The following is a 26,346-nucleotide window of genomic DNA, read 5'->3' as shown; positions in this document are numbered from 1 at the left end:
CTCAGGCTCTGCGGCCCGCCCTCCCCGACTCGTCCGCGGGTTCGCCACTGATCGGCGATGGCCTCGCCTGCCGCAGCGACCAAGACACGCACCCATGACATGCACCACCAGCCCTCAGGCTGAGGCGACGCACCCGAGTTGCCCGTGGCCGCAACCCCGGCCCCGGCCCGACCAGGGATTCGCCGCCGAGTGGCGAAGCCGTCGCCGCCTGGTGGCGAAGCGCCGATGTGTCCGATCTCGACCCGTTGCGGCCGGCCGACTCTGACTCGACGGGAAGGGAACAGCCGTCTTGTGCGTTACTGCTCAACGTGAGTTCTCTGCCTGACGTGCCGCTGTCCGTGCTCGACCTCTCCCCCGTCTCGGACGGGCACGGGGTCGGCGAAGCGCTGCGCAACACCATCGACCTCGCCCGTCACGCCGAGCGGCTGGGGTACCACCGCTATTGGCTCGCCGAGCACCACAACATGCCGGGCATCGCCAGTTCGGCCACGGTGGTGCTGATCGGGACCGTCGCCGACGCCACGGAGTCGATTCGCGTGGGGTCGGGCGGCATCATGCTGCCCAACCACGCGCCGCTCGTGGTGGCCGAGCAGTTCGGCACGCTGGAGGCGCTGCACCCGAACCGCATCGACCTCGGCATCGGGCGCGCGCCCGGCACCGACCAGCGCACGGCGCTCGCGCTGCGCGGCCCCGGTGGGCTGTCCGCCGAGAACTTCCCCGAGCAGCTGATGGAGCTGCTCGAGTACTTCGAGAGCGACCCGGCGCGCGGCGTCAACGCCGTGACCGCCGAAGGCAACAAGCCGCCGCTGTGGCTGCTGGGCTCGTCCGGCTTCAGCGCGCAGCTGGCCGGCCGCCTCGGTGTGCCGTTCTCCTTCGCGCACCACTTCGCGGCCGAGAACACGTTGCCGGCCGTGCAGCTCTACCGGGAGAACTTCCGTCCTTCCGAGACGCTGGCGGAGCCGTACGTGATGCTCGGCGTGTCCGTGGTCGCCGCGGAGACCGACGAGCGCGCGCAGTTCCTGGCCGGCCCCAGCGGGCTGACGTTCCTCAGCCTGCGCCGCGGCCGCCCGATCGCGCTGCCGACGCCCGAGGAAGCCGCCGAATACCCGTACACGGAGATGGACCGCGCGTTCCTCGCCGACCGGTTCGGCTCGAGCATCATCGGCTCGCCCGAGACCGTCCGAAAGGGACTCGACCAGCTCCTCGCCGACACGGGCGCCGACGAGCTCATGGTCACCACGATGGTCCACGGGCACGAAGACCGCGTGCGCTCCTACGAGATCGTCGCGGACCTCAAGAACTGACGGCACGCAGAAGAGAGATCCCGGCCGGGGTGGCCGGGATTTTTCTTTTCCGCTCCCCGCAGCCAATTCCGCGTCGTCACCCAACGGCAACGCGGACCGGCGCCGTGCACGACACCACTCTGTCTTGTATCATTAACTTGATACAAGACAGGGGGATCACACCATGAACCTCGGCTCCGCGGTCGGCGTCGCGATCGCTTGCGGCCTGCTCGGCCTGGCCATCCTGTTCGTGCTCTGGCCGGGCCAACGCCAGGGCGCGCGCCTGCTCGCCAAATGGGGCTTGCCCGACGCGACCCCGGACCAGCTGTCCGTGGCCGTGCTCTACCTGCGCCGCCGCAGGTTCTGGTATCCGTGGCTCTTCGTGGGCCTCCCGTTCATCCCGGGCGCAGCGGACTTCGCGAACGCCAACGACCTCAGCTCGATCATGCCCGTGCTCCTCCTCGGCGGGTTGATCGCCGAAGTGCTCGCGCAACGCCCATCGCCAAGCACGCGACGCGAGGCCGTGCTGGCACCGCGCGGCATCCTCGACTTCGCGCCCCTGTGGGCGATCATCGTCACCGCGCTGGCCGCGCTCGCCGCCGCGATCCACCTCGCCGTGATCGGCGAATGGCGGCTTTTCGGCATCACCGTCGCGGCCACCGCCGTCGCGTGGGGCGTGGTGCTCCTCGCCGTCCGACGGCCGGCCGCGGGAGATCCCGACGTCGACCTCGCGCTGCGTTGCCGCAGCGCGCGCGTCGCACTCGGGCTCGCCACCGGCATGTGCGCCACGACCGCCTGGCCCGGCGGCAACCTGCCGTCGTTCCTCGCTTTCGTCGTCACGCTCGCCGCGTTCATAGCGATCGCCACGCCGCCGCGGAAACTGCCCGCGCCCGCATCGGCGAAGTAGAAGATGCCGTTGCGAGTGACCGTCGACGCCGACAACGGCGTCGCGCCCTGGCGTCAGGTCCACGACCAGATCGTCCGCGCGATCGGCACCGGCGCCCTGCCGGTCGACGCCCGGCTGCCGCCGATCCGTCAGCTCGCCCGAGACCTCGGGCTCGCGTCCGGCACGATCGCCCGGGTCTACCGCGAACTCGAGGCCGCCGGCTGGGTGACCACGGCTCGGGCGAAGGGAACAGTCGTCACCGGTTCGGCCGAGCGGCCGGACCGCGCGTCACTGCTCCGCGACGCTGCCACCGAGTACGCCCAGCGCGTTCGAGAGCTGGGCGTCGGTCCGGAGGAAGCCGTCGACGCCGCGCGTGCCGCCCTGAGCGACGTTCCGCAGGACCAGCAGTGAGCCTCCAGACCCCGGCCGGCGAGCGTTTCGCCATTTCGCAGACCATCCCCGGTACGGCTCGGGCACACCTCCTTCTGGCCGTACACACACGTGGTCGCGCACCGGGGCGAAGATCACCGCCGAAGCGGAATCCGCCCGTGGGCAAACGGGTTCAGTCCTGCAGCAGCACCCTCCCCACCGCGGCGATCACGGGCTCGAGAACCTCGAGATCCGTGCCCACGCACTCCGTGATCCCCGCGCCGATGACGTCCATTTCGGACAGTGCATCGATCGCCCGGACAAGCTCGCTGACCGTCAGCCCACCGGGCTCCGGGTAGTTGACGCCGCCGAACGACGCCGGGTCCAGCACGTCGAGGTCGAGGTGCAAGTACACCTGCTCGGCGCCGGACTCGCGCAGCGTCGCGACGGCATTGTCGGTGCGCACAGCCAAACCCTGACTGACGGCCTCTTCCTCCGCGGCGTCGAACGCCCGCGTTCCGAACAAGGCCACCCGGCCGGCTTCGACCGCCGGGCTCGCCGCGAACTGCTCGTCGCCTTCGCCGAGCAGCGACCGCAGCACCATGCCGTGGAACGCGGCCGACGGCGACGACGAGGCCGTGTTCAGATCGGGGTGCGCATCGAACCAGGCGACGCCGAGCGCCGGTCCGTAGCGGTACCTCGCGACGCCGATCGGCACGAGCTCGACCCCGCAGTCGCCGCCGATCGTCAGGACCGGGCCGCCGGGTGCTTCGAGCGCGGCGAGCTGTGCCCCGCGGTTCGTGCCCGTGAGCACGGCCCGGTTGGCGACGCCCGACACCGCGTCGGAAGTTCCTGGGTCCTGGTGGATGTGGTGCACCGGCAGGCCGAGGACGTGCCCGGCCAGCTCGGAAAGCGCGAGGCAGCCCTCGACCAGTCCCCGTGCCCGGGGGCCGATCGCGCCCTGCCACTGCGGCACCGCGTTGATCAGCATGCGCCCGACGTTAGCGCGGCGACGGCCGGCAAGACGAGCCCGAGACGGCGCGAACGGTCCATTCGCGCCGTGATGGCACGAATGGACCGTTCGCGACGGTCGAGAGTGGCGCGGCGGCGCGCTACTCGAGCACGATGAGGAGGTCCCCGCCCTCGACCTGCTGAACGGAGGTGATCGCCAACCGCCCGACCTTGCCCGCCGCCGAAGCGGTGATCGAAGCTTCCATCTTCATCGCCTCGATCGTCGCCACGGTCGCGCCGGCCTCGACCTGATCGCCTTCCGCCACCTGCAGCGTCACCACACCGGCGAAGGGTGCGGCGATCTGCTTCGGGTTGCCCTTCTCGGCCTTTTCGGTCGCGGGGATGTCCGAGGCGATGGCACGGTCGCGGATCTGGATCGGCCGGAGCTGGCCGTTGAGCGTCGACATCACCGTGCGCACACCGCGCTCGTCGGCCTCACCGATGGCTTCGAGCTCGATGAGCAGCCGGACGCCGGGCTCCAGGTCGACCGCGTACTCCTCACCCGGGCGCAGACCGTAGAAGAAGTCCTTGCTGGACAGCACACTCGTGTCGCTATAGGCCTCGCGGTGGGCCTCGAACTCCTTCGTCGGACCGGGGAAGAGCAGCCGGTTCAAGGCGCCGCGCCGGTTGTCGGTGAGGTCCTTGCGGTCCTCTTCGGACAGTTCCGCCACGGGCTTGGCCGCCGAACGGCCCTCGAGAGCCTTGGTGCGGAACGGCTCCGGCCAGCCGCCCGGCGGGTCGCCGAGCTCGCCGCGCAGGAAGCCGATCACGGAGTCCGGGATGTCGAACTTATTGGGCTCGGCCTCGAAGTCCGCGGGTGAGACGCCGGCACCGACGAGGTGCAGCGCGAGGTCACCGACCACCTTGGACGAAGGCGTGACCTTCACGAGGTGGCCGAGGATCTTGTCGGCCGCGGCGTACATGGCCTCGATGTCCTCGAAGCGGTCGCCGAGGCCCAGCGCGATGGCCTGCGTGCGCAGGTTGGAGAGCTGGCCGCCCGGGATCTCGTGGTGGTACACGCGCCCAGTGGGCGACGCGAGGCCGGCCTCGAACGGCGCGTAGATCTTGCGCACGCTCTCCCAGTAAGGCTCGAGGTCACCGATCGCCTGCAGGTCGAGGCCCGTGGTGCGGTCGGAGTGGTCGGTCGCCGCGACGATCGAGCCGAGAGACGGCTGCGACGTCGTACCGGCCATGGACGACACGGCGCCGTCGACCGCGTCCGCGCCGGCCTGGATGGCGGCGAGATAGGTGGCCAGCTGGCCACCCGCGGTGTCGTGCGTGTGGATGTGCACGGGGAGGTCGAACTCCCTGCGCAGCGCCGTCACGAGCTTCGCGGCGGCCGGTGCGCGGAGCAGGCCCGCCATGTCCTTGATGGCCAGGATGTGCGCGCCGGCACCGACGATCTGCTCGGCCAGCTTGAGGTAGTAGTCGAGCGTGTAGAGGTTTTCGTTGGGATCGGACAGATCGGAGGTGTAGCAGAGCGCCACTTCGGCGACAGCGGTGCCGGTTTCGCGCACGGCTTCGATGGCCGGCCGCATCTGCTCGACGTCGTTGAGGGCGTCGAAGATGCGGAAGATGTCGATGCCGGTGGCGGTCGCTTCCTCGATGAACGCGTGCGTCACCTCGGTGGGATACGGCGTGTAGCCCACGGTGTTGCGGCCGCGCAGCAGCATCTGCAGGCAGATGTTGGGCACGGCCTTGCGCAGCTGCTCGAGGCGCTCCCACGGGTCCTCGGCCAGGAAGCGCAGGGCGACGTCGTAGGTGGCGCCGCCCCAGCACTCGAGGGAAAGCAGCTGTGGCACGGTCGCGGCGACGACCGGGGCCACGGCCAGCAGGTCCTTCGTGCGCACGCGCGTCGCGAGCAGCGACTGGTGGGCGTCGCGGAAGGTCGTGTCCGTGACGCCGAGCATCGGCGAATGCCGCAGCCAGCGGGCGAAGCCGGCCGGACCCAGCTCGGTGAGCTTCTGCTTCGAGCCGTCCGGCGGTGTCACGTCAGCGGGCAGCTTCGGCAGCTTCGCCGACGCGTCGAGGGTGCGCGGGCGCTCGCCGTGGGGACGGTTCACCGTCTGGTCGGCCAGGTAGGTGAGCAGGCGCGTGCCGCGGTCCGCCGAGTGGCGGGCGGTGAGCAGATGCGGGCGTTCCTCGATGAACGACGTGGTGACGCGGCCTTCGCGGAAGTCCGGGTCGTCGAGCACCGCCTGGAGGAACGGGATGTTCGTGGAGACACCGCGGATGCGGAACTCCGCGACGGCGCGGCGGGCGCGGCCCACGGCGGTCTTGAAGTCGCGGCCGCGGCAGGTGAGCTTCACCAGCAGCGAGTCGAAGTGCGCGCTGATCTCCGTGCCGGAGAACGCGGTGCCGCCGTCGAGCCGGATGCCGGAGCCGCCCGGGGAACGGTAGGCGCTGATCATGCCGGTGTCGGGGCGGAAGCCGTTGGCCGGGTCTTCCGTGGTGATGCGGCACTGCAGCGCGGCTCCGCGCAGGTAGATCTTGTCCTGCGAGAGGCCGAGGTCGGCCAGCGTCTCGCCGGAGGCGATGCGCAGCTGGGACTGCACGAGGTCGACGTCGGTGACCTCCTCGGTCACCGTGTGCTCGACCTGGATCCGCGGGTTCATCTCGATGAACACGTGGTTGCCCTCGCGGTCGAGGAGGAACTCGACGGTGCCGGCGTTGCGGTAGCCGATCTGGCGCGCGAAGCGCACGGCGTCGGCGCAGATGCGGTCGCGCAGCTCGGGGTCGAGGTTCGGCGCGGGCGCGAGCTCGACCACCTTCTGGTGGCGACGCTGCACGGAGCAGTCGCGCTCGTAGAGGTGGATGACGTTGCCTTCGCCGTCGGCGAGGATCTGCACCTCGATGTGCCGCGGTTCGACCACGGCCTTCTCGAGGAACACCGTCGGGTCGCCGAACGCCGACTCGGCCTCGCGGGCCGCGGCTTCGATGGATTCGCGCAGCATCGCGGGGTCCTCGACGCGCCGCATGCCGCGGCCGCCACCGCCGGCGACGGCCTTGACGAACACCGGAAAACCGAGGTCGTCGGCCGCGGCCACCAGGGCGTCGACATCGCTGGAAGGCTCCGACGAGCCGAGCACCGGCACGCCGGCCTCGCGCGCGGCCTTCACGGCGCGCGCCTTGTTGCCCGTGAGCTCGAGGATTTCGGCGCTCGGGCCGACGAAAGTGATCCCCGCCTGCTCACAGGCGAGCGCCAGGTCCGGATTCTCCGACAGGAAGCCATAACCCGGGTAGACCGCGTCGGCACCCGCCTTCTTGGCGGCCTTGACGATCTCCTCGACGGAGAGATAGGCGCGCACCGGGTGGCCGGGCTCCCCGATCTCGTAGGCCTCGTCGGCCTTCAGCCGATGGAGCGAGTTGCGGTCTTCGTGCGGGAACACGGCAACCGTGCCCGCCCCCAGTTCGTAGCCTGCGCGGAACGCTCGGATCGCGATCTCACCGCGGTTGGCCACCAGCACCTTGCGGAACATGCCCGGTCCTTCCCGTTTCGGATCGGTAGTGAAGGCACGTTACCCGGTTCTTCTCGCCCTCCGGGAGCCGAAGTCCAAGTGATGGACATCATGCGCACCGACCTGCGTGCATGATGCGGGGATCTCGGGCTCGCCGCAACAGTCAGGACGTCGGTGCGGCCAGGGTGCAGAGCAAACGGTTGGCAGTGCCGGAAGGCACGTTTTTCAGCACGTCCGGCGTCGCTGCCTGCACCAACGCCTTGTCGACATCGGCCGGCGCGGCGTCCGGGTGCAGGGATCGGTAGACGGCGGCGGCGCCCGCGACGACCGCCGCGGCCATCGACGTGCCCGATAACGTGCCGACGTCCGACGAGCCCGCGATCGGCGCCGGGATGTCCACGCCCGGCGCGTAGAGGTCGACGGGCGTCCCGAAGTCTGAGAAAGTCGCCACCTGGTCCTGCACGTCGCTCGCCGCGACGGTGAGCGCAGCCGGGACCCTCGCCGGCGAAACCTGGCTGTCGTCTTCGCCTCCTTCGCCCGCGGGGACGACGGTGGGCATCACCGCGGCGAGGCCGGCGACAGCGTTGTCCAGTTGCTCGTTGGCGACGCCGCCGATGCCGAGAACGGCGACGGCCGGCTGGTGGGCGTTCTGGGCAACCCAGTTGATGCCGGCGATGATGTTGTCGGTGGAGCCGCCGCCGTCCTTGTCGAGAACGCGGACCGGGAAGATCTGCGCGGCCTTGGCGACGCCGTAGCTGCGGCCGGCGACGATGCCGGCGACGCGGGTGCCGTGACCGTTGGTGTCGGAGGTGTCGGCGCCGGCCGTCAGGAAGTCCTTGCCCGGCTGGACGCGGCCCTGGAAGTCGGGGTGCTTGGCGTCGACGCCGCTGTCGATCACGTAGACGGTGACGTCGGCGGCGTCGGATTCGTAGCGGTACTTCTGGTCGAGACCCGTCCGCTGGTCGATCCGGTCGAGCGCCCAGCTCGGGGGGTTGACCTGCGTGCCGCCGGCCGCGAGCGCGGGTGAGTTTCCCGCCGCCACCAGCAAGAACGCCATTGTCGCCGAAAAAAGACCACGAGCCGTTCGGTTCCGCATTCCTGCGTCGTATCCCGCGCGCGGGCCGACGGCAACTCGACGTCACACGATGGGCTGGTCCGTGTTTGGGCTCGAAATCCGGTTGCCCGCTGGCCGGTGCGCGGCGAAAGTGATCATGGAGCGAACCAGGGGGAACGATGAGCGCCAACGCGTACGTCGCCGTTGTCCTCTACGAGGCAACGAGCGATTCGCCCACGTACGATCCGCTGTACCGCGAAGACTTCGTGCTCGTGTACGCCGAGAGCGAAGAAGCCGCGCGCGAAGCTGTGTCCCGGCGCGTCGAAGGCGAGACGGGTAGCCACCGCAACGAACAGGGCGAGCTGATCACGTTGCGCTGCAAGCGGGTGGTCGACGTCGCGCGTGCCCTCGAGGACGACCTCACGCGCGACGCCGACCTGTACACCCGGCACTTCCGCGATTTCGCCGCCTATCGGCGATTCGAACCGCTGATGGCGGACTAGGCCTTGGCCACGTGGTCGCTGACGGACATCGTCGGCAGGTAGGCGAGGGCGTCGAAGGCCTGGACTACGTCGACCTGGGTGAACATGTGGGCGTGGCGGATGCTCGTCGGGCCTGCCACGCCCTCCGCGCGGTTGGCGCGCAGGTCGACGAGGCAGGCGTCGGAGCCGGCGAGGGTGGCTTCGACGCTGTCGTCGGCCAGCGGCGGCAGCTCTTCGGGGTGGACGCGGAAGCCGAGGCGTTCGCCTTCGTCCGGGGTGAGGCCGCTGGTGGTCCCGGTGCCGGCGGTGACGCCGAGGGTGAAGTAGTCGTCGCCGAACTCGGCGGCCAGGTGCGTGCCGGCCGAGGGGAAGACCATCCCGGGCGCGGCGGCGAAGGGGACGCGCTGGAGGTGTCCGTTGTGGACCATCACGACGATCTTCGTGCCTTCGCCGTGTAGGCGGCGAAGCAGCTTCACGGTCGACGCCATGTACGTATCGCGCGAAGAACTCTGCATCGACGGCGCGACGCCGGCCATCATCGCCGCGAGCTCGCGCAGGTACATGTCGATGCGCAGGGCGCCGAGGGCGTGGTGCTCGGCGATGGCGTGAGCGTCCCGGTCGCGTCGCTGCGAGTAGACGGGCGCCAGCGATTTCAGGTGGGACAGGAGTGCGGTGAAGGCCGCCGTCGCGGCGTCGCGCGCGGGGGCGGCCATCGCCGCGTAACGGCCAGGGGCGACGGCGCTGCTCACCGACGCGTACGGCTCCGAAGCGGTGCGACCTGCCTCGACCAGCGAGACGACGTCGGGGGCGACCTCCTCGAGGTAGCGCTGCACGGCCTTCAGCGCGGGCACGGGTGAGCCGCCGGAGCTGGGGACGTCGAGGCCGGCGTAGCGGACGCCGCCGTGGCCGCGGAGCCAGGTGAGCATGTCGTGCGCCTCGGGTGAGTCGCCGAGGGAGAAGGTGAAGCCGTCTCGCCCGATTTCGGCGACGTCCCCGGGGGCGCCGCGAAGCCAGCCGTCGACGAGCTCACCTTCGGCGAACCCCGACTCGAACCCCAGAACGGTGAAACCGCGTTCCTCGACGAGGTGACGCAGCAGCCGGTTGCGCAGCTCGCCGAACTCGCGGATGTGGTGGTTGTTCTCCCCGATGGCGACGATGCGCGCGTCTCCGATCAGGTCGGCGATCGGCGAGACGTCTTCGGGCAAAAAGGGGGTGCGGAAGTCGAGGTCTGGCATACTGGGCACACTAACGCAACTGGAGTAGCACTTGGCAAGCGAAATGGCCGGAACCCGCCGACCGGGTGGGCGCACGGAGCGCACGCGCCTCGCCGTGCTGCAGGCGACGCTCGACCTGCTCGCGGAGCAGGGCTTCACGAACCTGACGGTGGACGCGGTCGCCGACCGTTCGGGCGTGCACAAGACCACGATCTACCGCCGCTGGGAGTCGACGGACGGGCTCGTGGCCGCCGCGCTGCGCCTGGGCACCGAACAGCCGTGGACGGCGCCCGACACCGGCACGCTCGCGGGCGACCTGGCGGAGACGCTGCTGGAACTCGTCCAGTACTTCACCGAGCCCGGCCTGCGCGAACTGCCGACGGCGTCGGTGCTGGCGGCCTTCCACTCCCCGCGCGCGGCGGAGGCACTGCACGCCTTCTACGAGGACCGGCACGGGCGCTCGGCCGTGATGGTCACGCGGGCCATCGCACGGGGCGAGGCGCCGGCCGGAACCGACGCGGCGGAGGTGGTGCGCGTGGCGAGCGGGCCGATCTTCTACCGGCTGTTCATCTCGCGGGAACCGGTGACGGCGGCTGACGCGCACGTGGCGGCGGCGGCAGCTGCGGCGGCGGCGCGGGCCGGGGTGTTTGTGCGGGATTCGGCAGGGGGCGCGGAGTCGGAAGCCTCACCCTCGCACGGCGGAGATCCAGTGGCGTAGGCGGAATCTTGTGCGGGATTCGGTGGGCGGGAAGCGCGGAATTCGGGGCCTGGCCACTGTCTGCGGAGCCAAAGCGGAGGAGGACTGCCGAGGTTTCCCGCGGAAGTCGGTGGGGCGCGGAATTTGCCGCTCGACCTGGGTGTCGCCGGTGAGTGGCGATGAGTTGGGGGCCGCAATGATCGTCTCTTCATCGCGGTTGGAGGTCCAAAGACGCCATGCGGAGCCGACGGCGATCGTAGGCTCGGCCAGTGCCCGGTGATCACGAGATCTACAGAGACCACGCCGACGTGTATGCGCGCTTTGCCGAGCACAGCGCCGCCAATTCCCTCTACGACCGGCCGGCGATCTTGCGTCTTGCGGGGGACGTCGCGGGCAAGCGGGTATTGGAGCTCGGCTGCGCAGGCGGCGGTCTGACGGCTCGGCGCGCCGAGCGGGGTGCCGATGTGCTGGCCCTGGACCGTGAGCCGCGGCTGGTGGCGTTGACGCGGGAGAGGCTGGGCCCGCGAGCTCAGGTCGAGGTCGCCGATCTCGAGCAACCTCTGACGATGGTGGCGGACGGCAGCGTCGACGTGGTCGTGGCCTCGCTCGTGCTCCATTACGTCGAGCATTGGTCGCCGTTGCTCGACGAGTTGCGGCGGTGTCTGAAGCCGGGCGGGGCGCTCGTCTTCTCGGTGCACCATCCGATCACCGGGTGGTTCCGGTCGGATCGGACCGACTACCACCGCACCGAGCTGGTCAGCGAGCAGTGGGACTGGGACGGGCAGCGGGTGACCGCCCGCCTGTTCCGGCGCCCGCTGTCCGCGATCTTCGGGCTGCTGCGGGATGCCCGGTTCGCGATCGACGTGGTCGACGAGCCGCGGCCCGAGCGCGGGGCGGGCGTGGATCCCCAGATGTTCGAGGTGTTGAGCACGAAGCCGGTGTTTCTGTTCGTGCGAGCGGTGAAGTCCTGACCGGGGTGAAACCGCAGTCGCCGTTGAGGGACGAAAGGGTCAGCGGCGGGGAGAGGTGCGGTAGCGGACTTCCTCGATGGTGACCGTGCCGTTCGCGAGGGATTCGACCTTGGTACGGCCGTCGAGGGTCCAGCCGGTGCGTTCGTAGAAGGTGCGGGCGCGGGTGTTGCCGGCGAGGACCCAGAGGGTGGCCGTGGGGAAGTCGCCGGCCAGGGCGGTGAGGGCGCGCGCGTGGAGGGCGCGGCCGAAGCCCTGGCTCCAGCACTCGGGCAGCAGGTAGATCGCCGCGAGTTCGCCGGTGTCGGGGGTGGCGTCGTCGTCGCGGCTCGGGCCGGTGGCCGCGAAGCCGGCGATGGTGCCGTCGGGGGTTTCGGCGACGAGGACGGTGTGGCCTTGTGCCGGGGAGGCCAGGCTTTCCGCCCAGAACGGTTCGCGGTGGGAGGCCGAGAGGCCGGCGAGGAAGTCGGCCGGGAGGAGGCCGGCGTAGGCGGCCTGCCAGGAGCCGACGTGGACGCGGGCGATGCCAGGGGCGTCCGCGACGAGGGCCGGGCGGATGGTGGCAGCCGAGCCAGGTGTGGTCGCCAGGTCGGAAGTCGCAGAGCCCGACGAAGCGGCCCCGGAGCCAGAATCAGAGCCCGAACGAGAACCCCACATCTCAAGGCCGGAATCGGCCGAAGGCTCCGAAGCAGTCAACTCTTCTCCAAGTACTCCGCGCGTTCCATGTCCACCACATCGGACACCATCTGGGCCAGGCCAGGGTACGAAGAGAGCGTCGGGTCGCGCAGCACGATTTCCTGGGATTGGGCGCGCGCCTCGGTGATCACGTCTTCGTCGCGCAGGAGCGACAGGAGTTTCAGGCCCGAGCGTTTGCCGGACTGGGCTGCGCCGAGGATGTCGCCCTCGCGGCGGAGTTCGAGGTCCAGGCGGGAGAGTTCGAAGCCGTCGGTGGTGGATTCGACGGCGGCGAGGCGTTCGCGGGTCGACGTGCCGTCCAGGGTCTCCGTCACGAGCAGGCACAGGCCCGGCACGCTGCCCCGGCCGACGCGGCCGCGCAGCTGGTGCAGCTGGCTCACGCCGAAGCGGTCGGCGTCGAGGATGACCATGGCGGTGGCGTTGGGGACGTTCACGCCGACCTCGACGACCGTGGTCGCCACGAGGACGTCGATCTGGCCGGCGCCGAAGGCCCGCATCACGGCGTCCTTCTCGTCCGCGGGCATGCGGCCGTGCAAGGCGGCGATGCGAAGGCCCTTCAACGGCCCGCCCACCAGCTCCGGCGCGACGTCCAGCACGGCGAGCGGCGGGCGCTTGTCGCTCTTGTCCGACGGGGGCTCGTCGCCGATGCGCGGGCACACGACGTACGCCTGGTGCCCCTTCGAGACCTCCTCGCGCACGCGCTCCCACGCCCGGTCGAGCCACGCGGGCTTCTCCGCCACCGGCACCACGCTCGTCTTGATCGGCGAACGCCCAACGGGCATCTCGCGCAGCGCGGACGTCTCCAGGTCGCCGTACACGGTCATCGCGACCGTGCGCGGGATCGGCGTCGCGGTCATCACCAGCACGTGCGGCGACGTGGAGTCCGAGCCGCGCGAACGCAGGGCGTCGCGCTGCTCCACGCCGAAGCGGTGCTGCTCGTCGACCACGACGAACCCGAGGTCGGCGAACTGCACGGTGTCCTGGATCAGCGCGTGCGTGCCGACGACGATGCCTGCCTCGCCGCTCACCGTCTCCAGCAGCGACTTCTTGCGTTCCTTCGCGCCCATCGAGCCGGTGAGCAACGTCACGCGCGTGGCCTTCTCCGCGGCCCCCAGCTCCCCCGCCATGCCGAGCTCGCCGAGCATCTCCCGCAGCGAACGCGCGTGCTGCGCCGCCAGCACCTCGGTGGGCGCGAGCATCGCCGACTGCCGACCCGAATCGACGATCTGCAGCATCGCCCGCAGCGCGACCACCGTCTTGCCCGAGCCCACCTCGCCCTGCAGCAGGCGGTTCATCGGGTGCTCGGTCGCGAGGTCCGCGGCGATCTCGTCGCCGATCGCGCGCTGGCCGGCGGTGAGGTCGAACGGCAGGCGCTTGTCGAACGCGTCGAGCAGCCCGCCGTCGGTGTGCGGGCTGGCCTTGGCCGGACGCGACACCGCGGAATGGCGCCGCTGCGCGAAAATCAGCTGCACGGCCATGGCCTCGTCCCATTTGAGACGGTGGCGCGAGGTCTCCAGGTGCGCCCAGTCCTCGGGCCGGTGGATGCCGCGCAGCGCCCGTTCGAGACCGGGCAGCCCGTGCTGCTTCAGCACTTCGGCGGGCATCGGGTCGGAGTCGATCTCCAGCACGTCGAGGACCTGCCGCACGCACTTCGCGATCGACCACGTCGGCATGCCCTGCGCCGCCGGGTACACGGGGATGATCTCGGCCAGGAAGTTGTCGACGGCCTCGGCTTCGCGTTCGGCGTCGAGCAGCTCGTACTCCGGGTTGGCCAGCTGCAGCGTGTCGCGGAACGCCGTGACCTTGCCCGCGAACAGGCCGGTCTTGCCCGGCGCCAGCTCCTTCTCCCGCCACGCCTGGTTGAAGAACGCGCAGGCCAGCCGGCGTTTCCCGTCGGTGATGACCATGTCGAGGATCGTGCCGCTGCGCGACTTCATGCGGCGCTTGCTGATCTTCTCGATCCGCGCCAGCACGGTCGCGTGTTCACCCAGCTCCAGGCCGGCGATGTCGGTGAGCTCGCCGCGCTCGGCGTAGCGGCGCGGGTAGTGGCGCAGCAGGTCGGAGACGGTCTCGATGTCGAGCGCACCCGACAGCGCTTTCGCTGTCTTCGCGCCCAGCAGCAGCGGCAGCTTTTCGCGCAGCCCGGCCATTTCTATTCGACCCCCATCAGCAGCACGGCTCCGGCCTGGCCACTGGCATAACTCGTCAACTCCACTTCGGGGTGCTCCAGCCGCAGCTGCTCGGCGAGCTCCGCGGTCACGCCGGGCGGGGCGGCGGCCCCGCTCAGCACGGTGACCAGCTCGCCGCCGAGCGTCAGCATCCGGTTGAGCACGCTCATCGCGGCCGCGACGAGGTTCGTCTCCGAGGCCGGCGCCGGTTCGATCAGCACCACCTCGTCGTCGACCAGGCCGATCACGTCGCCGGACTGGGCCCGGCCCACCCAGGTTAGCGACTCCTCGCCCGCGATCCGCACCTCGCCACGCCTGGTCGCCGCGGCGGCCTCGGCCATGGCCACGACGTCGTCGTTGACGCGGCGGCCCCCATCGTGCACCGCGAGCGCGGCCAGCACCTGCACCGGTGACGTGCACGGGATCACCACGACGTCGCGGTCGCCGGCCATCGCGTGGCCCGCCGCCGCGTCGGCCGCGGCCGTGAGGTCGAGACCGCCCGGCAGCACGGTCACGTGCCGGCCCGCGGCCTCGTTGAACAGCCCGATCATGTCCTCGACGCCGGGTTTCCCGCCGTCGGGCACGGCCAGCACGGCGACGCCCTCGGCCCGCAGCAGCTCGGCCAGCCCGCCGCCGTTGACCACGGCCACCACCGACCGGTCCAGCCCGCCGCCCGGCTCGATCGGCGTGGGCGTGAGCAGCGGTTCGACGCGGATCCGGCGCGGCCGGCCCAGCTCCAGGCCCGCCTCGATGGCCGCGCCGATGTCGGCGCAGTGGACGTGCACGGCGTGGCTGCCCGCACCGTCGCCGGCCACCGTGACGCTGTCGCCGAAGCCGCTCAGCTCCTTGCGCAACGCCGGCAGCCGCGCCTCCTCGACGCCGTCGAGCAGGTACATGACCTCCCACGCGTACGGCGCGGGCTCGGCGGCACCGGGCGCCTCGACGGTGGTCGTGAGCTCGCGTTCAGGCTGCGTGACGGTGCCGCTGATCACGCCGGCCAGCGCGTCGAGCACGGCGACGAGCCCTCGGCCCCCCGCGTCGACGACCCCCGCTTTCGCGAGGGCCGGCAGTTGTTTCGGCGTCTCCTCCAGCGCGGCCGCGGCGGCCGCGGCGACGGTGGCGGCGACCTCGGCCAGCGGCCGCGTGTCCTCCTGGACGGCCGCGGCCACGACGTGCAGGACGGTCAGCATCGTCCCCGCGACGGGCCGGCTCACCGCGCCCGTCGCGATCCGGTCGGCGTGCGCCAGTGCGGCCGCGAGACCAGCGCCGTCGAGGTCGCCGCCGTCGGCCGCCCAGTCGGCGATCCCCCGCACGACCTGGGAGATGATCACGCCGGAGTTGCCGCGCGCGGCGGCCACGGCACCCTTCGCCAGCACGGTCAGCGCCTCGGCCACGTCGGCCGGCTCCGCCGCGGCCAACGCGTCGCGCGCGCCCGTCAACGTGTGCAGGAGGTTCGAACCCGTGTCGGAGTCCGCGACGGGGTACACGTTGATGCCGTTGATCGCCGGGCGCAGCACCTCCAGGCTGCGCACGCACGCCGCCGACCAGGCCGACACCGCTGCCACGTCCAGCACCCGCACCCCGTAACCTCCTCGCTGGTCCCCGCGAGCGTATCGACCCCGCGGCGACCCGCCCGAGACGAGTAGTTACTATGGACGAGTTGCCCAGCTGGTCTGGGCGCCATTCTTTGTCCCATATCCAGAGGAGTTCGACGTGGCTGCCGTGTGCGACGTCTGTGGCAAGGGACCCGGCTTCGGCAAGTCGGTCTCGCACTCCCACCGGCGTACCAACCGCCGGTGGAACCCGAACATCCAGACTGTGCACGCCAAGATCGGCGTGTCCCAGCGCAAGCGCCTCAACGTGTGCACCTCGTGCATCAAGGCGGGCAAGGTCGTCCGAGGGTAGGCGATTGAACGAAGGGTGGCGAGTGCTCGCGAAGGGCGCTCGCCATTTTCGTATCGCCGAGTGTCTTCTGGGGGTCGAACCCCCAGACCCCCGCCAGGGGGCAAGCCCCCTGGACCCCCACCCGTGGTTGCCTCTGGACGGCGAGTGCTCACCGAGCACTCGCCATTTTTGTCACCGCAAGAAGTCGGTCAGCACCGGGCGCAGCGATTCGGGTGCGTTGAGCACGCCGTGGTCCTGCCCGGGAATCGACTCGTAGCGGGCGTGCGGCACGGTCTCGGCGACGGCCCGGGCCGCGGCGCCCATCCACGCTTCACCGGCGCCGCCCGACATCACGAGCACGGGGACGGCGATGGCGGCCAGGCGGTCCACGGGCAGCTGCGCGCCAGGACCGGTCACGGCGATGTCATACGACAGCGTGTGCGCGTAGCCGGCGAACCAGTCCCACACCGGCTGGCCCTTCATCGCCGCCACGCCTTCGGGCGGAACCGACACGCCTTCGGTCAGAAAGAGTTCCACGGCGCCGTCGCGGTCGCCGGCGGCGATCAACGCGCTGATCCGGTCCGCGAGGTCCGCACCAGGGCGTGGCCTCTGAGCGTCCACGATGAACGGTGGCTCGTACACGGCCAGCTTCGTGATCGGCAGCCCCCGCGCCGCTGCTTCGAGCGCCAGGATCGCCCCTGACGAATGGCCGAACATCGCCGCCGAGCCACCGACCGCGTCGATCACGGCCGACAGGTCGTCGAGCTCGCGTTCCACCGAGTACACGGGCGCGTCTCCGCTCTCACCTCGGCCTCGCCGATCAACGGCAACACCCTGGAACCCGGCTTCGGCCAGCACGACGGCGAGCGCCGCCACGGTCGTCCGGTCGTTCACGGCACCGCCGACGAGCAGCACCGGCGACCCCGCGCCGTAGGTGTCGAACGCAATCGGCGTGCCGTCGGCGGAAGTGACGGTGGTGGTCATGGCTGTCCTCCTGGGTGTCGTACTCACCTTGGAGGTCGGAGCCACCGGCCGCGACCGGACACGCTCAGGGAAGCTTCCACTCCACCGGCGCCGCGCCCTGGTCGGCCAGCAGCTGGTTCGCGCGGCTGAACGGCCGCGAGCCGAAGAAACCGTTGTGCGCCGAAAGCGGGCTCGGGTGCGCCGACTCGATGCACGGGATGTCGCCCAGCATCGGCCGCAGGTTGCGGGCGTTGCGGCCCCACAGGATGGCCACCATCGGCTCATCGCGGGCCGCGAGCGCCTTGATCGCCTGCTCGGTCACCTGCTCCCACCCCTTGCCCTGGTGGGAGTTCGGCTTGCCGGGCTGCACCGTGAGCGCGCGGTTGAGCAGCAGGATGCCCTGGTCGGCCCACGGCGTGAGGTCGCCGTTGGTCGGCAACGGGTGCCCGAGATCCTCGGCGTACTCCTTGTAGATGTTGACGAGGCTCTTCGGCAGCGGCCGCACGTCGGGCGCCACCGAGAAGCTCAGGCCGACGGCGTGGCCCGGCGTCGGGTACGGGTCCTGGCCGACGATCAGCACCCGCACGTCGTGGAACGGCTGCTTGAACGCCCGCAGCACGTGCTCGCCCGCCGGCAGGTAAGTTCGGCCCGCCGCGATCTCCGCGCGGAGGAACTCTCCCATCGCGCTGACCTGCGGGGCCACGGGCTCCAGGGCCTGCGCCCAGCCGGCTTCGACGATCTCGTGCAGCGGTCGTGCGGTCACGGCCCGCGAGCCTAGCGCGGTGCGAGCGGGGTCACCGTGGCGGGTCGAGGCGCCGCAGCTCTTCGCGGAAACGCGCGCCGCGGCGCACGTACGAGTCGACCACCATGGCGATCTGCTCGGCGGAGAACGACTTGTTCGGCCGCACCTTCGCCGGCACGCCGAGCGCGATCTCGCCCGGGCCCACGTGCGAGTTGTACGACAGCACCGCGCCCGCGCCGACCATCCCGCCGTCCTCGACCACGGTTCCGTTCAGCACCACCGATCCCGACGCGATGAGGCACCCGGTGCCGATCACCGCGCCCTCGACGTGCACGGCGTGGCCGATGGCCGACGACGGCCCGAGGATCGTCGGGTGCTTCTTCGTGCAATGGAGCACGCAGCCGTCCTGCACGTTGGAGCGTTCGCCGATCTCGATGTAGCCGTGGTCGCCGCGCAGCACCGTCTGCGGCCACACGGAAGCGCGCGGGCCGATGCGGACGTCGCCGATCACGGTGGCGTCGGGGTGGACGTAGGCGTCCGGGTGGATCGAGGGTTCGAGGTCACCGAGCGCGTAGATCGCCAAAGCCGTCTCCCGTTGGTCACACGAGGTTCTTGCCGAAACACCGGTTGTCGGGCTCGTCCTTGTACACGCCGAAACCCGGAATCTCCGTATAGCCCGACGAACGGTAGAGGGCGATCGCCTCGGGCTGTTCGGTACCCGTCTCCAGCACGGCCCGCAGCCGCCCCGCCGCGACCGCCGTGCGTTCCAGCTCCGCCAGCATCGCGCGCGCGAAACCCTTGCCCCGCGCGGATTCCACGACGTACATCCGCTTCAGCTCCACGTCGCCGGGACCGAACGCGGGCGCCGGCCCGTCGTGCGCGCGCCACGCGCCGGAGGCCACGGGCACGTCGTCGAGGTAGCCGACGAGGAACAGTCCGCGCGGGGGCGCGAACTGCGAAGGGTCCATCGGCGTCGAGTCTTCGCTGCCGTAGCGGCGCACGTACTCGAGCTGCACTTCCGCCATCAGCTTGGTCGCGTCGGGGTGGTCGTAGGCGACCGCTCGGATCTCCACGGGCGACAGCCTAGTGCTGCTGCCAGTGCTCCCAGCCGCCTTCGTGGCCGTACTCCTTGCCGTCCACCGTCACCCCGGACCCCGGCATCGTCACCGCGCCGATCTTGCGCCAGCCCTCGGGCAGCTCGTCGAACGGCGGGAACGTCGCCGCCAGCGCGTGGTCCTCACCACCGGTGAGCACCCAGCGCAGTGGGTCGGCGCCGAGCGCGGTGCCGACTTCCTGCAGCCGCGTGGAGATCTCGAGGTCCGCGGTGAGCACGTCGAGCCCGACGTCCGACGCCGCGGCGATGTGTCCCAGGTCGGCGAGCAGCCCGTCGGAGATGTCGATCATCGACGTCGCGCCGGCCAGCGCGGCCTGCGGACCGGCCGGGTACGGCGGTTCCGGGCAGCGCTGCGCGTTCACGACCCCGACCGGCGAACGGAACCCTCGCCGCAGTACGGCCAATCCCGCCGCCGCCCAGCCGAGCCGCCCGCAGACGGCGAGGACGTCGCCGGGCCGGGCGCCCGAGCGCGTCACGGGTTCACGATCTTCGAGGTCCCCCAACGCGGTGACACTGATCACGATCTGGTCGGCGCTCACCATGTCGCCGCCGGACACCCCGACGCCACCGCGGGTCGCCTCGGCCCACATGCCGTTCATGATCTCCGTCACGACCTGGGCGGGAGTGTCCGGTGGACACGCGAAGCCCACCAGGACCGTGGTCGGTTTCGCGCCCATGGCGGCGACGTCCGACAGGTTCACCGCCACGGCCTTGCGCCCCACCTGCTCGGGGCTCGACCAGTCGAGGCGGAAGTGCACGCCCTGGACCAGCACGTCCGTGGTCGCCACCACGCGGCCGTCGGGGGCAGCCACCACGGCCGCGTCGTCGCCGGGGCCGAGCAGCGTGCTCGCCGGCTGGCGACGCCCGCCGGTGACCGCCTGGATCAGCGCGAACTCGCCCGTCCCGGCCACCGAGCCATCGTCCGGTGACACCGGTCACCTCCACTTTCTCTCCGTGTGCGAAGCCTCGACCACCGACAGTCGGACCCCCTAGGTTTTTCCCGGGGCTGGCGATACCTTGCCTACACCGTTCCTACCTCGACTCCATCGCTACCGACGAAAGGGCACGCCGTGGTCCACGCATACATCCTCATCCAGACCGAGGTCGGCAAGGCGGCCGCGGTGGCGGCGGAGATCTCCGGGGTGCCCGGCGTCACCAGCTCGGAGGATGTGACCGGCCCGTACGACGTGATCGTGCGCGCGACCGCGGACACCGTGGACCAGCTGGGCCAGCTCGTGGTCGCGAAGGTGCAGAACGTGGAAGGCATCACGCGGACCCTGACCTGCCCGGTGGTCCACCTCTGAGACGTGGTGCACTTCGGGGGTGGCAGATTCCGACACCGGCGCACCCCCGCGGGCGGTCCTCGTGGTCGCGGCCGTGCTCGTGGTCGCGCTGGCCGTGGTGGTCGCCGTCTTCGCGGTGACGAAAAAATCGGCGCTCAGCGGCGAGGGCATCGCGAGTGGACCGCTCCCCCTCGTCGCCGTTCCGGCCCCGCAGGCCACCACGCAGGCGTGCACGACGGTCATCGACGCGCTGCCCGCAACCTTGAAATCGAACGGCAAGGACCTCGCCCGGCGCACGCTCGCCCAGCCCGCGCCGAAGGCCACCCTCGCCTGGGGTGACGGTGACGCGATCGTGCTGCGGTGCGGGCTCGACCGGCCGCCGGAGCTCACCCCCACCGCGCAGCTGCGCGTGGTCAACGGCGTGCAGTGGCTGCAGGTCACCGAAGACGCCGCGGCCACCTGGTACGTGGTGGACCGCGACGTCTACATCGCGTTGACCGTCCCCGACTCGGCCGGGACCGGGCCGCTGCAGACCGTGTCGGACACGGTCAACGCGAAGCTGCCGGTCAAACCTTTGAAGTTCTGACCGTCCGGCCGGCGATCTCCTCCAGCGAGTCGCCCGTGGTGCGTGGCCCCAGAACGGCGACGTCGACGATCAGCACCACCATCGCGACCGCCACCACGGCGAACATCCTGGTGGCGCCCTGCGCCTGCAGGATCGGCAGCAGGATGAACGGCATCGCCGCGGTGGCCAGGCGCGAAAGCGCGTAGGCCGAACCCGCGGCCGTGCCGCGCAGCGATGTCGGGAACAGCTCGCCCTGGTAGGTGTGGAAAGCGTTGGAGAACACGTTGCTGGCGGCGGTGTAGCAGAAGCCGAACACCGCGATCGCCACCCCGGAGGTCGAGAAGCCGAACGCGAGCCCGAACACGGCCATCGCCGCGGCGCTCGCGACGATCAGCCACTTGCGCTCGATGCGTTCGATGATCGGGATCGACAGCGCGGAGCCGATCGGGTAGCCGAGGAACGTGAGCGCGCTGAACGTCAGCGAGTTCACGAGGCTGAACCCCTTGGCGGCCAGCACGATCGGCACGAGCGAGCCGAAGCCGTAGTAGCCGAACGCCTGCAGCAGCTGGAAGATGTAGAGCATTGTCGTGCGCCGCGCCCACGGCTTGCGCAGGAGCGCGGAGAAACGCACGGGTTCCGGCGCAGGCGGTTCGGGCGCGGGTTCCGGGAGCGGTTGCGGCGCGGAGGCTTCGAGCTTGCGCACGATCTCGTCGGCTTCCGCCTCCCGCCCGCGAGCGGCGAGCCAGCGGGGCGACTCCGGCAGCGTGAACCGCAGGCCCCAGACGACGGCCGCGCCGAGCGCGCCGATCACGAACAGCCAGCGCCAGCCGTCGATGCCGAGCGGCGCATGGCCGGCCAGCGCGCGGGCGAGGAAGCCTGCGGCGGGCACGCCGCAGAAGCCGAGCGTGTACGCCCAGGCGGTGGCGCGGCCGCGGGCGCGAGCGGGCAGCAGGTCGGCGAGGTAGGCGTCGGCGACGGGCAGCTCCGCACCGATGCCGATGCCGGCGATGAAGCGGCAGACGACGAGCATCCAGACATCGGTGCTGAACGCGCCGAGCAGCGTGAAGACCGAGTACAGGCCGAGCGTCAGCAGGAACGCGCGCCGCCGGCCGAGCTGGTCGGCGAGCTTGCCCAGGCAGACGGCACCGACGAACGCCCCGACGAACGCCGACGCGAGCACGTACTTCAGCGCTTCGGCCGTGACGCCGAACTCGTGCGTGAGCACGGTGCTGATCGTGGCCGCGAGGAACAGGTCGTAGAGGTCGAAGAACGTCGCCACCCCCACCACGGCGACGAAGTACCGGTGCCGGCGGGTGACCGGGAGCCGGTCGAGCCGGGATGCGATCTGCACGCGTTGCCTCCTGCCCTGGCCTGGGCGTGCCGCGCGCGGGCCACGTCGGCGTCACCCGGTGCCACCGGATGATCACTGTAGTGGGTGACGTCGTTCGCCGGGCGGCGACCACGGCGGGGCCGACCACTTCGCGCGGGCGCGGCAATTCTTCCCGGGCGGTGAATTCATCACACCGAAACACCGGAAACATCAAGTTGTTCTGGAGGACATCGTCGCGAAATGCCGCGCCTATGAAATTCTCAGGAAAGCTGGACCGGAATGTCAGGAGGTTTCAGTTCCTGCGACGTGTGCACTGCCGCCCGACCCGGGCTTCTGCGGGCTCGGAACGGACGGCAGCACACGTTTGTCGTTGTACCCCTTGGTCATTCGACCGGTGGTGTGCCGAGTGGAATCGTCATGCACCGCCGGGCGAGCACGCGGGACCGCGACTGCCCCGAGATTACCACGGTGGTCGGGGTGCGCGGTTCCGCCGAATTCCGCATCGGAAAGGAATCACCAGTGCCGCCGATCACAGTGATCTTCGTCGTCTCGGGACTCGCCGTCTGGCTGAATGGCCTGGCGTTTCTCGGGATCGGCGCCAAACCCGTCGAGGACGGCCCGAATCCGCTGACCACGGTCGGCTGGGTGACCCTGCTCGCCGGCGTCGTGGACGTCCTGCAGGCCGCCGTGATCATCGCGACGGCGCCGCCCGCGACGGGCGTCCCGTTGGCCGGAATCGTCACGTTCTACGGCACGTTCTTCACCGCGCTGGGGGTGGCGCTCGTACGAGGGCTGGACCTCCGGCCGATCGGCAACCTGGCCGTGGCGGTGGCCGTGGTGCCGCTGCTGTGGTGGAAGTTCTTCGACGGCAGCTGGATGCTGCACTCGATCCTCGTGGTGTGGCTGGTCGCGTTCCTCGCCGTGGCGGCCACGACCTACGGCAAGCTGCCCGGCAAGGTGCTGGGCGGGATCCTCGTCGTCACGTCGCTCTACACGTTCCTGACGCCGGCGGCGCTGCTCGCGCTGGGTAAGTCGATCCCCTGATCACGTGACCACACAGGGTCACCCGAGCGGGTGACCCTGTGTGGGGTCAGCGAAGGCCCGTGCCGCGCGCGATGGCGGTGTCGATGAGGGTCGACAGGAGCGTGCTGTAGTCGACGCCCGTGACCTCCCACATCTTCGGGTAGGCGGACTTCGTGGTGAAGCCGGGCATGGTGTTGACTTCGTTGATCACGAGGTCGCCGGCTGCGGTGACGAAGAAGTCGACGCGCGCGAGGCCCTGGCAGTCGAGCGCGCGGAACGCCTCGACGGCCATGGCACGCAGGCGGTCGGTGAGGGCGTCGTCGAGCTTGGCCGGGATGTCCAGCTCGGCGTCTTCACCGAGGTACTTGGTCTCGAAGTCGTACCAGGCGTCCGCGCCCTCGGCGAGCACGCGGATCTCCGCCGGCAGCGACGCTTCCACGCGGCCGTCGGGGAACTCCAGCACACCACACTCGACCTCACGCCCGACCACGGCGGCCTCCACGAGCACCTTCGGGTCGGTGCGGCGGGCCAGCTCGATGGCGGCGTCCACATCGGACCAGTCGGTGACGCGCGAGATGCCCACGGACGAGCCCGCACGCGAGGGCTTCACGAAAACGGGCAGCCCCAGGCGTTCCCGGTCGTCCTGGGCCAAAGTGGACTGTCCACGACGGAGCGCCGCGTACGTGCCCACCGGCAGCCCCTCGGCGGCGAGCAGCTTCTTGGCGTACTCCTTGTCCATGGCGGCGGCGCTGGCCAGCACGCCCGGGCCGACGTAGGGGATGTCGGCCATCTCGAGCAGGCCCTGGATGGTGCCGTCCTCGCCGAACGCGCCGTGCAGCACGGGGAAGACCACGTCGACGGTGCCGAGCACCTCGGTCGCCTGCCCGGGGTCGACCGTGCGCAGCTCGCGGCTGGTCGCGTCGCCCGCCAGCACGAGCGCGCGGCCGGACTCCACGGTCGGCAGCTCGCGGCCCTGGATGCTCAGCTCCTTCGGGTCGCCGGTGCCGAGCACCCAGCCACCCTGCGGGGTGATGCCCACGGGGAGCACCTCGTAGCGCTCCGGATCCAGGTTCGCGATCACGCTGCCCGCCGACAGGCACGAGATGGTGTGCTCGCTGCTGCGCCCGCCGAACACGACCGCCACGCGGATCTTCTCAGCACTCATGGTCGCTCACCGTACCGGGTGACCACGGCGAACGGCGCGCACCCGGCGTTGCGACGGATCCCCGGGTCCGTCCGCCGGAGGGGGTGGTGGGGGCGGGTTGGGGATGATCAGGTGGTCGGTGGTGGGTCCAGTGGCTGCGGCGGCTGCAGCGGCTGTCGCGGCCGAGTGGTGACAGACGCCTCGCGCCGGATTGCCCGAGCGGACCGGTCGCACTGCACGGCAGGCACCGCGGGACGGCTCGCGCTGCGTCCGGGTCACACAACCAGGAACCTTCGAACGGCGCCGAATCGCCGCGGGTCGGCTGCGGTTTGGTCATAACCGAGAGCATCCGGCACGGCGCAACCGGACCATTCGCGCAACACGTCGCTGATCGTCGGAAGAGACAAGCGCGGCCTCGCAGTCAGCGAAGCTCCCCGCGGCGGCGCCGTCGCGAGGGCGTCGCGAGTGAAGGCCCCGTCGCTGGGTGTGGCGGCGTAGGTGTCGCTGGACCGGTCGCGCGGTGCGGTGGCAGGCGAGGCGACGCGGCGCCGCACGACCGGTCAGCGAAGCAGACCCACCAAAGCCGGCAGCGCGGTCACCAACGCCTCCTGCGAACAGCCCGCGTACCCCAGCGCCACCCCGTGCACCGTGGGTGTGCCGGCGAAGTGGCGGGCCAGGCCGTCCAGGCGGATGCCGTGGTGTTCGGCCTCGGTCAGGCAGTGGGTTTCCTGGGCGGCGGACGCGAAGGGGACCACGAGGTGGGCGCCGGCGTCGTCGCCGAGGATGGGGATGGAGGCGGAGGTGAGGGCGGCGGAGAGCAGCGAGCGGCGTTCGGCGAGTTCGCGGCGGAGTTTGCGCAGGTGGCGGCCCAGGTCGCCGTGGCGGGCGAGTTCCACCAGCACGCGCTGGCCGGCCGGGGAGGGGCGGGTGCCGGTGAGGTCGCGGTAGGCGAGGACGGCTTCGGTGACCGAGGCGGGCGCGACGAGCCAGCCGGCACCGAGGGTGGGCGTGAGGATCTTGCTCGTGGTCCCCAGGTGGACGACGACGTCGGGCGCGAGGGCGGCGAGCATGGGCAGCGGGGCGACGTCGAAGCGCAGCTCCCCGTCGTAGTCGTCCTCGATGACGAGCATGCCGTCGGCGCGGGCGCGTTCCACGAGCTCCACGCGGCGCGCCGCGCTCATGCGGCTGCCCATCGGGTACTGGTGCGCCGGAGAGCAGTAGACCGCCCGCGCGCCGGCGGGGATGGCGTCGGGGCGCAGGCCCTCCTCGTCGACGGGCACGCCGACCACGGTCAGCCCGGCGGACCGGAACGCCTGCACGGCCCGCTGGTACCCCGGCTCCTCGAACGCCACGACCGCGCCGCGCCGCAGCACCGCGGCCGCGAGCTCCACGACGGCGGCCGTCGTGCCGCCCGTCGCCAGGACCGAGCCGGCGGCAAGACCGCGGTGCCGCAACAGGTGTTCCGAAACGGCCGCGCGGTACTCGGGCAGGCCGGCGCGGTGGGCGCGCACCAACGGCTCCGGGTCGGCCGCCGCCCGCCAGGCGCGGCGCCAGGCCGCGCGGTCCAGACCGGCCGCCCACGGCGTGCCCGGCGTCAGATCCAGCACGGGCGCCGCCTCGGGTTCCGGCGCGAGCGGTCCCGCCGGGGACACCGACGTGGCCGCGCGCGTCGGCGGTGTCGTCACGTACGTGCCGGAGCCGTGGCGCCCGGCGATCCAGCCTTCGGCGTGCAGCTGCTCGTACGCGGCCGAAGTCACGGTGCGCGAAACGCCGAGCCGCTCGGCCAGCGCGCGCGTGGACGGCAACCGGTCGCCGCCGCGCAGGTGCCCGCTCGCGGCGGCCTCGCGCAGGGCGTCGGCCAGCTGCACGGCCAGCGGCGTGCTCGCCTCGCGGTCGAGGCTGACCGGCAGCGCGGTGTCGGCGTACGACAACGAAGACCTCCAAGCGGCGAAAGTGGACTTCCCAAGTGTAGAAGAAGTGGCCGTTCAACACGTCCACTCACCCGCGCAACA

25 protein-coding genes are annotated in these 26,346 nt (G+C 71.0%); 10 read left to right on the top strand and 15 right to left on the bottom strand.

Annotation, left to right across the window (positions count from 1 at the left end; all coding sequences use genetic code 11):
- The first annotated feature begins 308 nt into the window (after window positions 1-308).
- The 3 genes from ACQPXB_RS10115 to ACQPXB_RS10105 all read left to right on the top strand — a co-directional run bounded on the left by ACQPXB_RS10115 (window position 309) and on the right by ACQPXB_RS10105 (window position 2,580).
- On the top strand, window positions 309-1,304 hold the full coding sequence (locus ACQPXB_RS10115; RefSeq protein ID WP_432851079.1) for an LLM class flavin-dependent oxidoreductase: 996 nt from the start codon (window positions 309-311) through the stop codon (window positions 1,302-1,304).
- 163 nt (window positions 1,305-1,467) lie between these two features.
- On the top strand, window positions 1,468-2,190 hold the full coding sequence (locus tag ACQPXB_RS10110; RefSeq protein ID WP_432851077.1) for a hypothetical protein: 723 nt from the start codon (window positions 1,468-1,470) through the stop codon (window positions 2,188-2,190).
- A gap of 3 nt (window positions 2,191-2,193) precedes the next feature.
- Complete coding sequence (locus ACQPXB_RS10105) at window positions 2,194-2,580, top strand: GntR family transcriptional regulator (RefSeq protein ID WP_432851075.1); 387 nt, start codon at window positions 2,194-2,196, stop codon at window positions 2,578-2,580.
- Between the two features lie 151 nt (window positions 2,581-2,731).
- Here the strand turns inward: ACQPXB_RS10105 and ACQPXB_RS10100 are convergent, their stop codons facing one another.
- The 3 genes from ACQPXB_RS10100 to ACQPXB_RS10090 all read right to left on the bottom strand — a co-directional run bounded on the left by ACQPXB_RS10100 (window position 2,732) and on the right by ACQPXB_RS10090 (window position 8,103).
- Window positions 2,732-3,529, bottom strand: coding sequence for an arginase family protein (locus ACQPXB_RS10100; protein WP_432851073.1), 798 nt, complete (start codon window positions 3,527-3,529; stop codon window positions 2,732-2,734).
- 121 nt (window positions 3,530-3,650) lie between these two features.
- A complete protein-coding gene (locus tag ACQPXB_RS10095) occupies window positions 3,651-7,028 on the bottom strand; it encodes a pyruvate carboxylase (protein ID WP_432851071.1) in 3,378 nt (1,125 codons plus the stop codon).
- A 142-nt stretch (window positions 7,029-7,170) separates the two neighbouring features.
- A complete protein-coding gene (locus ACQPXB_RS10090) occupies window positions 7,171-8,103 on the bottom strand; it encodes a S8 family peptidase (RefSeq protein ID WP_432851069.1) in 933 nt (310 codons plus the stop codon).
- Between the two features lie 137 nt (window positions 8,104-8,240).
- Between ACQPXB_RS10090 and ACQPXB_RS10085 the strand changes: the two genes are divergently transcribed.
- Entirely contained in the window at window positions 8,241-8,564 is a 324-nt protein-coding gene (locus tag ACQPXB_RS10085) for a DUF4288 domain-containing protein (RefSeq protein ID WP_432851067.1), read from the top strand.
- On the opposite strand, the gene ACQPXB_RS10080 is transcribed toward ACQPXB_RS10085, so the two are convergent.
- Window positions 8,561-9,778 (bottom strand): erythromycin esterase family protein, encoded by a 1,218-nt coding sequence (locus tag ACQPXB_RS10080; RefSeq protein ID WP_432851065.1) that lies wholly within the window; start codon window positions 9,776-9,778, stop codon window positions 8,561-8,563. The two genes, ACQPXB_RS10085 and ACQPXB_RS10080, sit on opposite strands and share 4 nt — an antisense overlap.
- Before the next feature lie 31 nt (window positions 9,779-9,809).
- Here ACQPXB_RS10080 and ACQPXB_RS10075 point away from each other — a divergent pair, with 31 nt between their 5' ends.
- Window positions 9,810-10,475: a TetR/AcrR family transcriptional regulator gene (locus ACQPXB_RS10075; RefSeq protein ID WP_432851063.1), complete on the top strand. Its 666-nt coding sequence runs from the start codon at window positions 9,810-9,812 to the stop codon at window positions 10,473-10,475.
- Window positions 10,476-10,723: 248 nt separating this feature from the next.
- The gene (locus ACQPXB_RS10070) at window positions 10,724-11,425 is read left to right on the top strand and encodes a class I SAM-dependent methyltransferase (protein WP_432851061.1); all 702 of its coding nucleotides are present in this window, start codon (window positions 10,724-10,726) and stop codon (window positions 11,423-11,425) included.
- 39 nt (window positions 11,426-11,464) lie between these two features.
- Here ACQPXB_RS10070 and ACQPXB_RS10065 read toward each other — a convergent pair whose 3' ends face one another.
- From ACQPXB_RS10065 to ACQPXB_RS10055, 3 genes are read right to left on the bottom strand one after another with little or no spacing between them, the layout of a single operon-like run.
- Complete coding sequence (locus ACQPXB_RS10065) at window positions 11,465-12,118, bottom strand: N-acetyltransferase family protein (RefSeq protein ID WP_432851059.1); 654 nt, start codon at window positions 12,116-12,118, stop codon at window positions 11,465-11,467.
- Window positions 12,115-14,268, bottom strand: coding sequence for an ATP-dependent DNA helicase RecG (gene recG, locus ACQPXB_RS10060; protein ID WP_366580616.1), 2,154 nt, complete (start codon window positions 14,266-14,268; stop codon window positions 12,115-12,117). The genes ACQPXB_RS10065 and recG overlap by 4 nt, the downstream gene beginning before the upstream one ends.
- A 2-nt stretch (window positions 14,269-14,270) precedes the next feature.
- Window positions 14,271-15,866 carry a DAK2 domain-containing protein gene (locus ACQPXB_RS10055; RefSeq protein WP_386948422.1) on the bottom strand — a complete coding sequence of 532 codons (1,596 nt, stop codon included), beginning with the start codon at window positions 15,864-15,866 and terminating at the stop codon, window positions 14,271-14,273.
- Window positions 15,867-15,999: 133 nt separating this feature from the next.
- Here ACQPXB_RS10055 and rpmB point away from each other — a divergent pair, with 133 nt between their 5' ends.
- On the top strand, window positions 16,000-16,191 hold the full coding sequence (gene rpmB / locus ACQPXB_RS10050) for a 50S ribosomal protein L28 (protein WP_091623274.1): 192 nt from the start codon (window positions 16,000-16,002) through the stop codon (window positions 16,189-16,191).
- Window positions 16,192-16,362: 171 nt separating this feature from the next.
- Here the strand turns inward: rpmB and ACQPXB_RS10045 are convergent, their stop codons facing one another.
- The 5 genes from ACQPXB_RS10045 to ACQPXB_RS10025 form a co-directional block, all read right to left on the bottom strand.
- A complete protein-coding gene (locus ACQPXB_RS10045) occupies window positions 16,363-17,154 on the bottom strand; it encodes an alpha/beta fold hydrolase (RefSeq protein ID WP_432851056.1) in 792 nt (263 codons plus the stop codon).
- A gap of 64 nt (window positions 17,155-17,218) precedes the next feature.
- A complete protein-coding gene (locus ACQPXB_RS10040; protein WP_366580609.1) occupies window positions 17,219-17,896 on the bottom strand; it encodes a uracil-DNA glycosylase in 678 nt (225 codons plus the stop codon).
- Between the two features lie 31 nt (window positions 17,897-17,927).
- Window positions 17,928-18,458: a gamma carbonic anhydrase family protein gene (locus tag ACQPXB_RS10035; protein ID WP_366580607.1), complete on the bottom strand. Its 531-nt coding sequence runs from the start codon at window positions 18,456-18,458 to the stop codon at window positions 17,928-17,930.
- Window positions 18,459-18,474: 16 nt separating this feature from the next.
- Window positions 18,475-18,900, bottom strand: a complete 426-nt coding sequence (locus ACQPXB_RS10030) for a GNAT family N-acetyltransferase (protein ID WP_432856518.1) — start codon at window positions 18,898-18,900, stop codon at window positions 18,475-18,477.
- Window positions 18,901-18,958: 58 nt separating this feature from the next.
- Window positions 18,959-19,921: a thiamine-phosphate kinase gene (locus tag ACQPXB_RS10025; protein WP_366580603.1), complete on the bottom strand. Its 963-nt coding sequence runs from the start codon at window positions 19,919-19,921 to the stop codon at window positions 18,959-18,961.
- Window positions 19,922-20,059: 138 nt separating this feature from the next.
- Here ACQPXB_RS10025 and ACQPXB_RS10020 point away from each other — a divergent pair, with 138 nt between their 5' ends.
- Entirely contained in the window at window positions 20,060-20,293 is a 234-nt protein-coding gene (locus ACQPXB_RS10020; protein WP_285969653.1) for an Lrp/AsnC family transcriptional regulator, read from the top strand.
- Between the two features lie 19 nt (window positions 20,294-20,312).
- A complete protein-coding gene (locus tag ACQPXB_RS10015; RefSeq protein ID WP_366580601.1) occupies window positions 20,313-20,858 on the top strand; it encodes a DUF3515 domain-containing protein in 546 nt (181 codons plus the stop codon).
- On the opposite strand, the gene ACQPXB_RS10010 is transcribed toward ACQPXB_RS10015, so the two are convergent.
- Window positions 20,839-22,188, bottom strand: coding sequence for an MFS transporter (locus ACQPXB_RS10010; RefSeq protein ID WP_386948437.1), 1,350 nt, complete (start codon window positions 22,186-22,188; stop codon window positions 20,839-20,841). The two genes, ACQPXB_RS10015 and ACQPXB_RS10010, sit on opposite strands and share 20 nt — an antisense overlap.
- 498 nt (window positions 22,189-22,686) lie before the next feature.
- Between ACQPXB_RS10010 and ACQPXB_RS10005 the strand changes: the two genes are divergently transcribed.
- Window positions 22,687-23,211, top strand: a complete 525-nt coding sequence (locus ACQPXB_RS10005) for a hypothetical protein (RefSeq protein ID WP_366580597.1) — start codon at window positions 22,687-22,689, stop codon at window positions 23,209-23,211.
- A gap of 46 nt (window positions 23,212-23,257) precedes the next feature.
- On the opposite strand, the gene ACQPXB_RS10000 is transcribed toward ACQPXB_RS10005, so the two are convergent.
- Entirely contained in the window at window positions 23,258-24,355 is a 1,098-nt protein-coding gene (locus ACQPXB_RS10000) for a D-alanine--D-alanine ligase family protein (protein ID WP_366580596.1), read from the bottom strand.
- A gap of 539 nt (window positions 24,356-24,894) precedes the next feature.
- Window positions 24,895-26,265, bottom strand: a complete 1,371-nt coding sequence (locus tag ACQPXB_RS09995) for a PLP-dependent aminotransferase family protein (protein WP_366580595.1) — start codon at window positions 26,263-26,265, stop codon at window positions 24,895-24,897.
- Window positions 26,266-26,346: the final 81 nt, after the last annotated feature.

The sequence above is a fragment of the Amycolatopsis sp. CA-161197 genome, assembly GCF_050942255.1.
In the GTDB taxonomy this organism is placed as follows: domain Bacteria; phylum Actinomycetota; class Actinomycetes; order Mycobacteriales; family Pseudonocardiaceae; genus Amycolatopsis.
The sequence above is the reverse complement of the archived record's forward strand: the minus strand, read 5'-3'. Positions and strand labels throughout refer to the sequence as shown.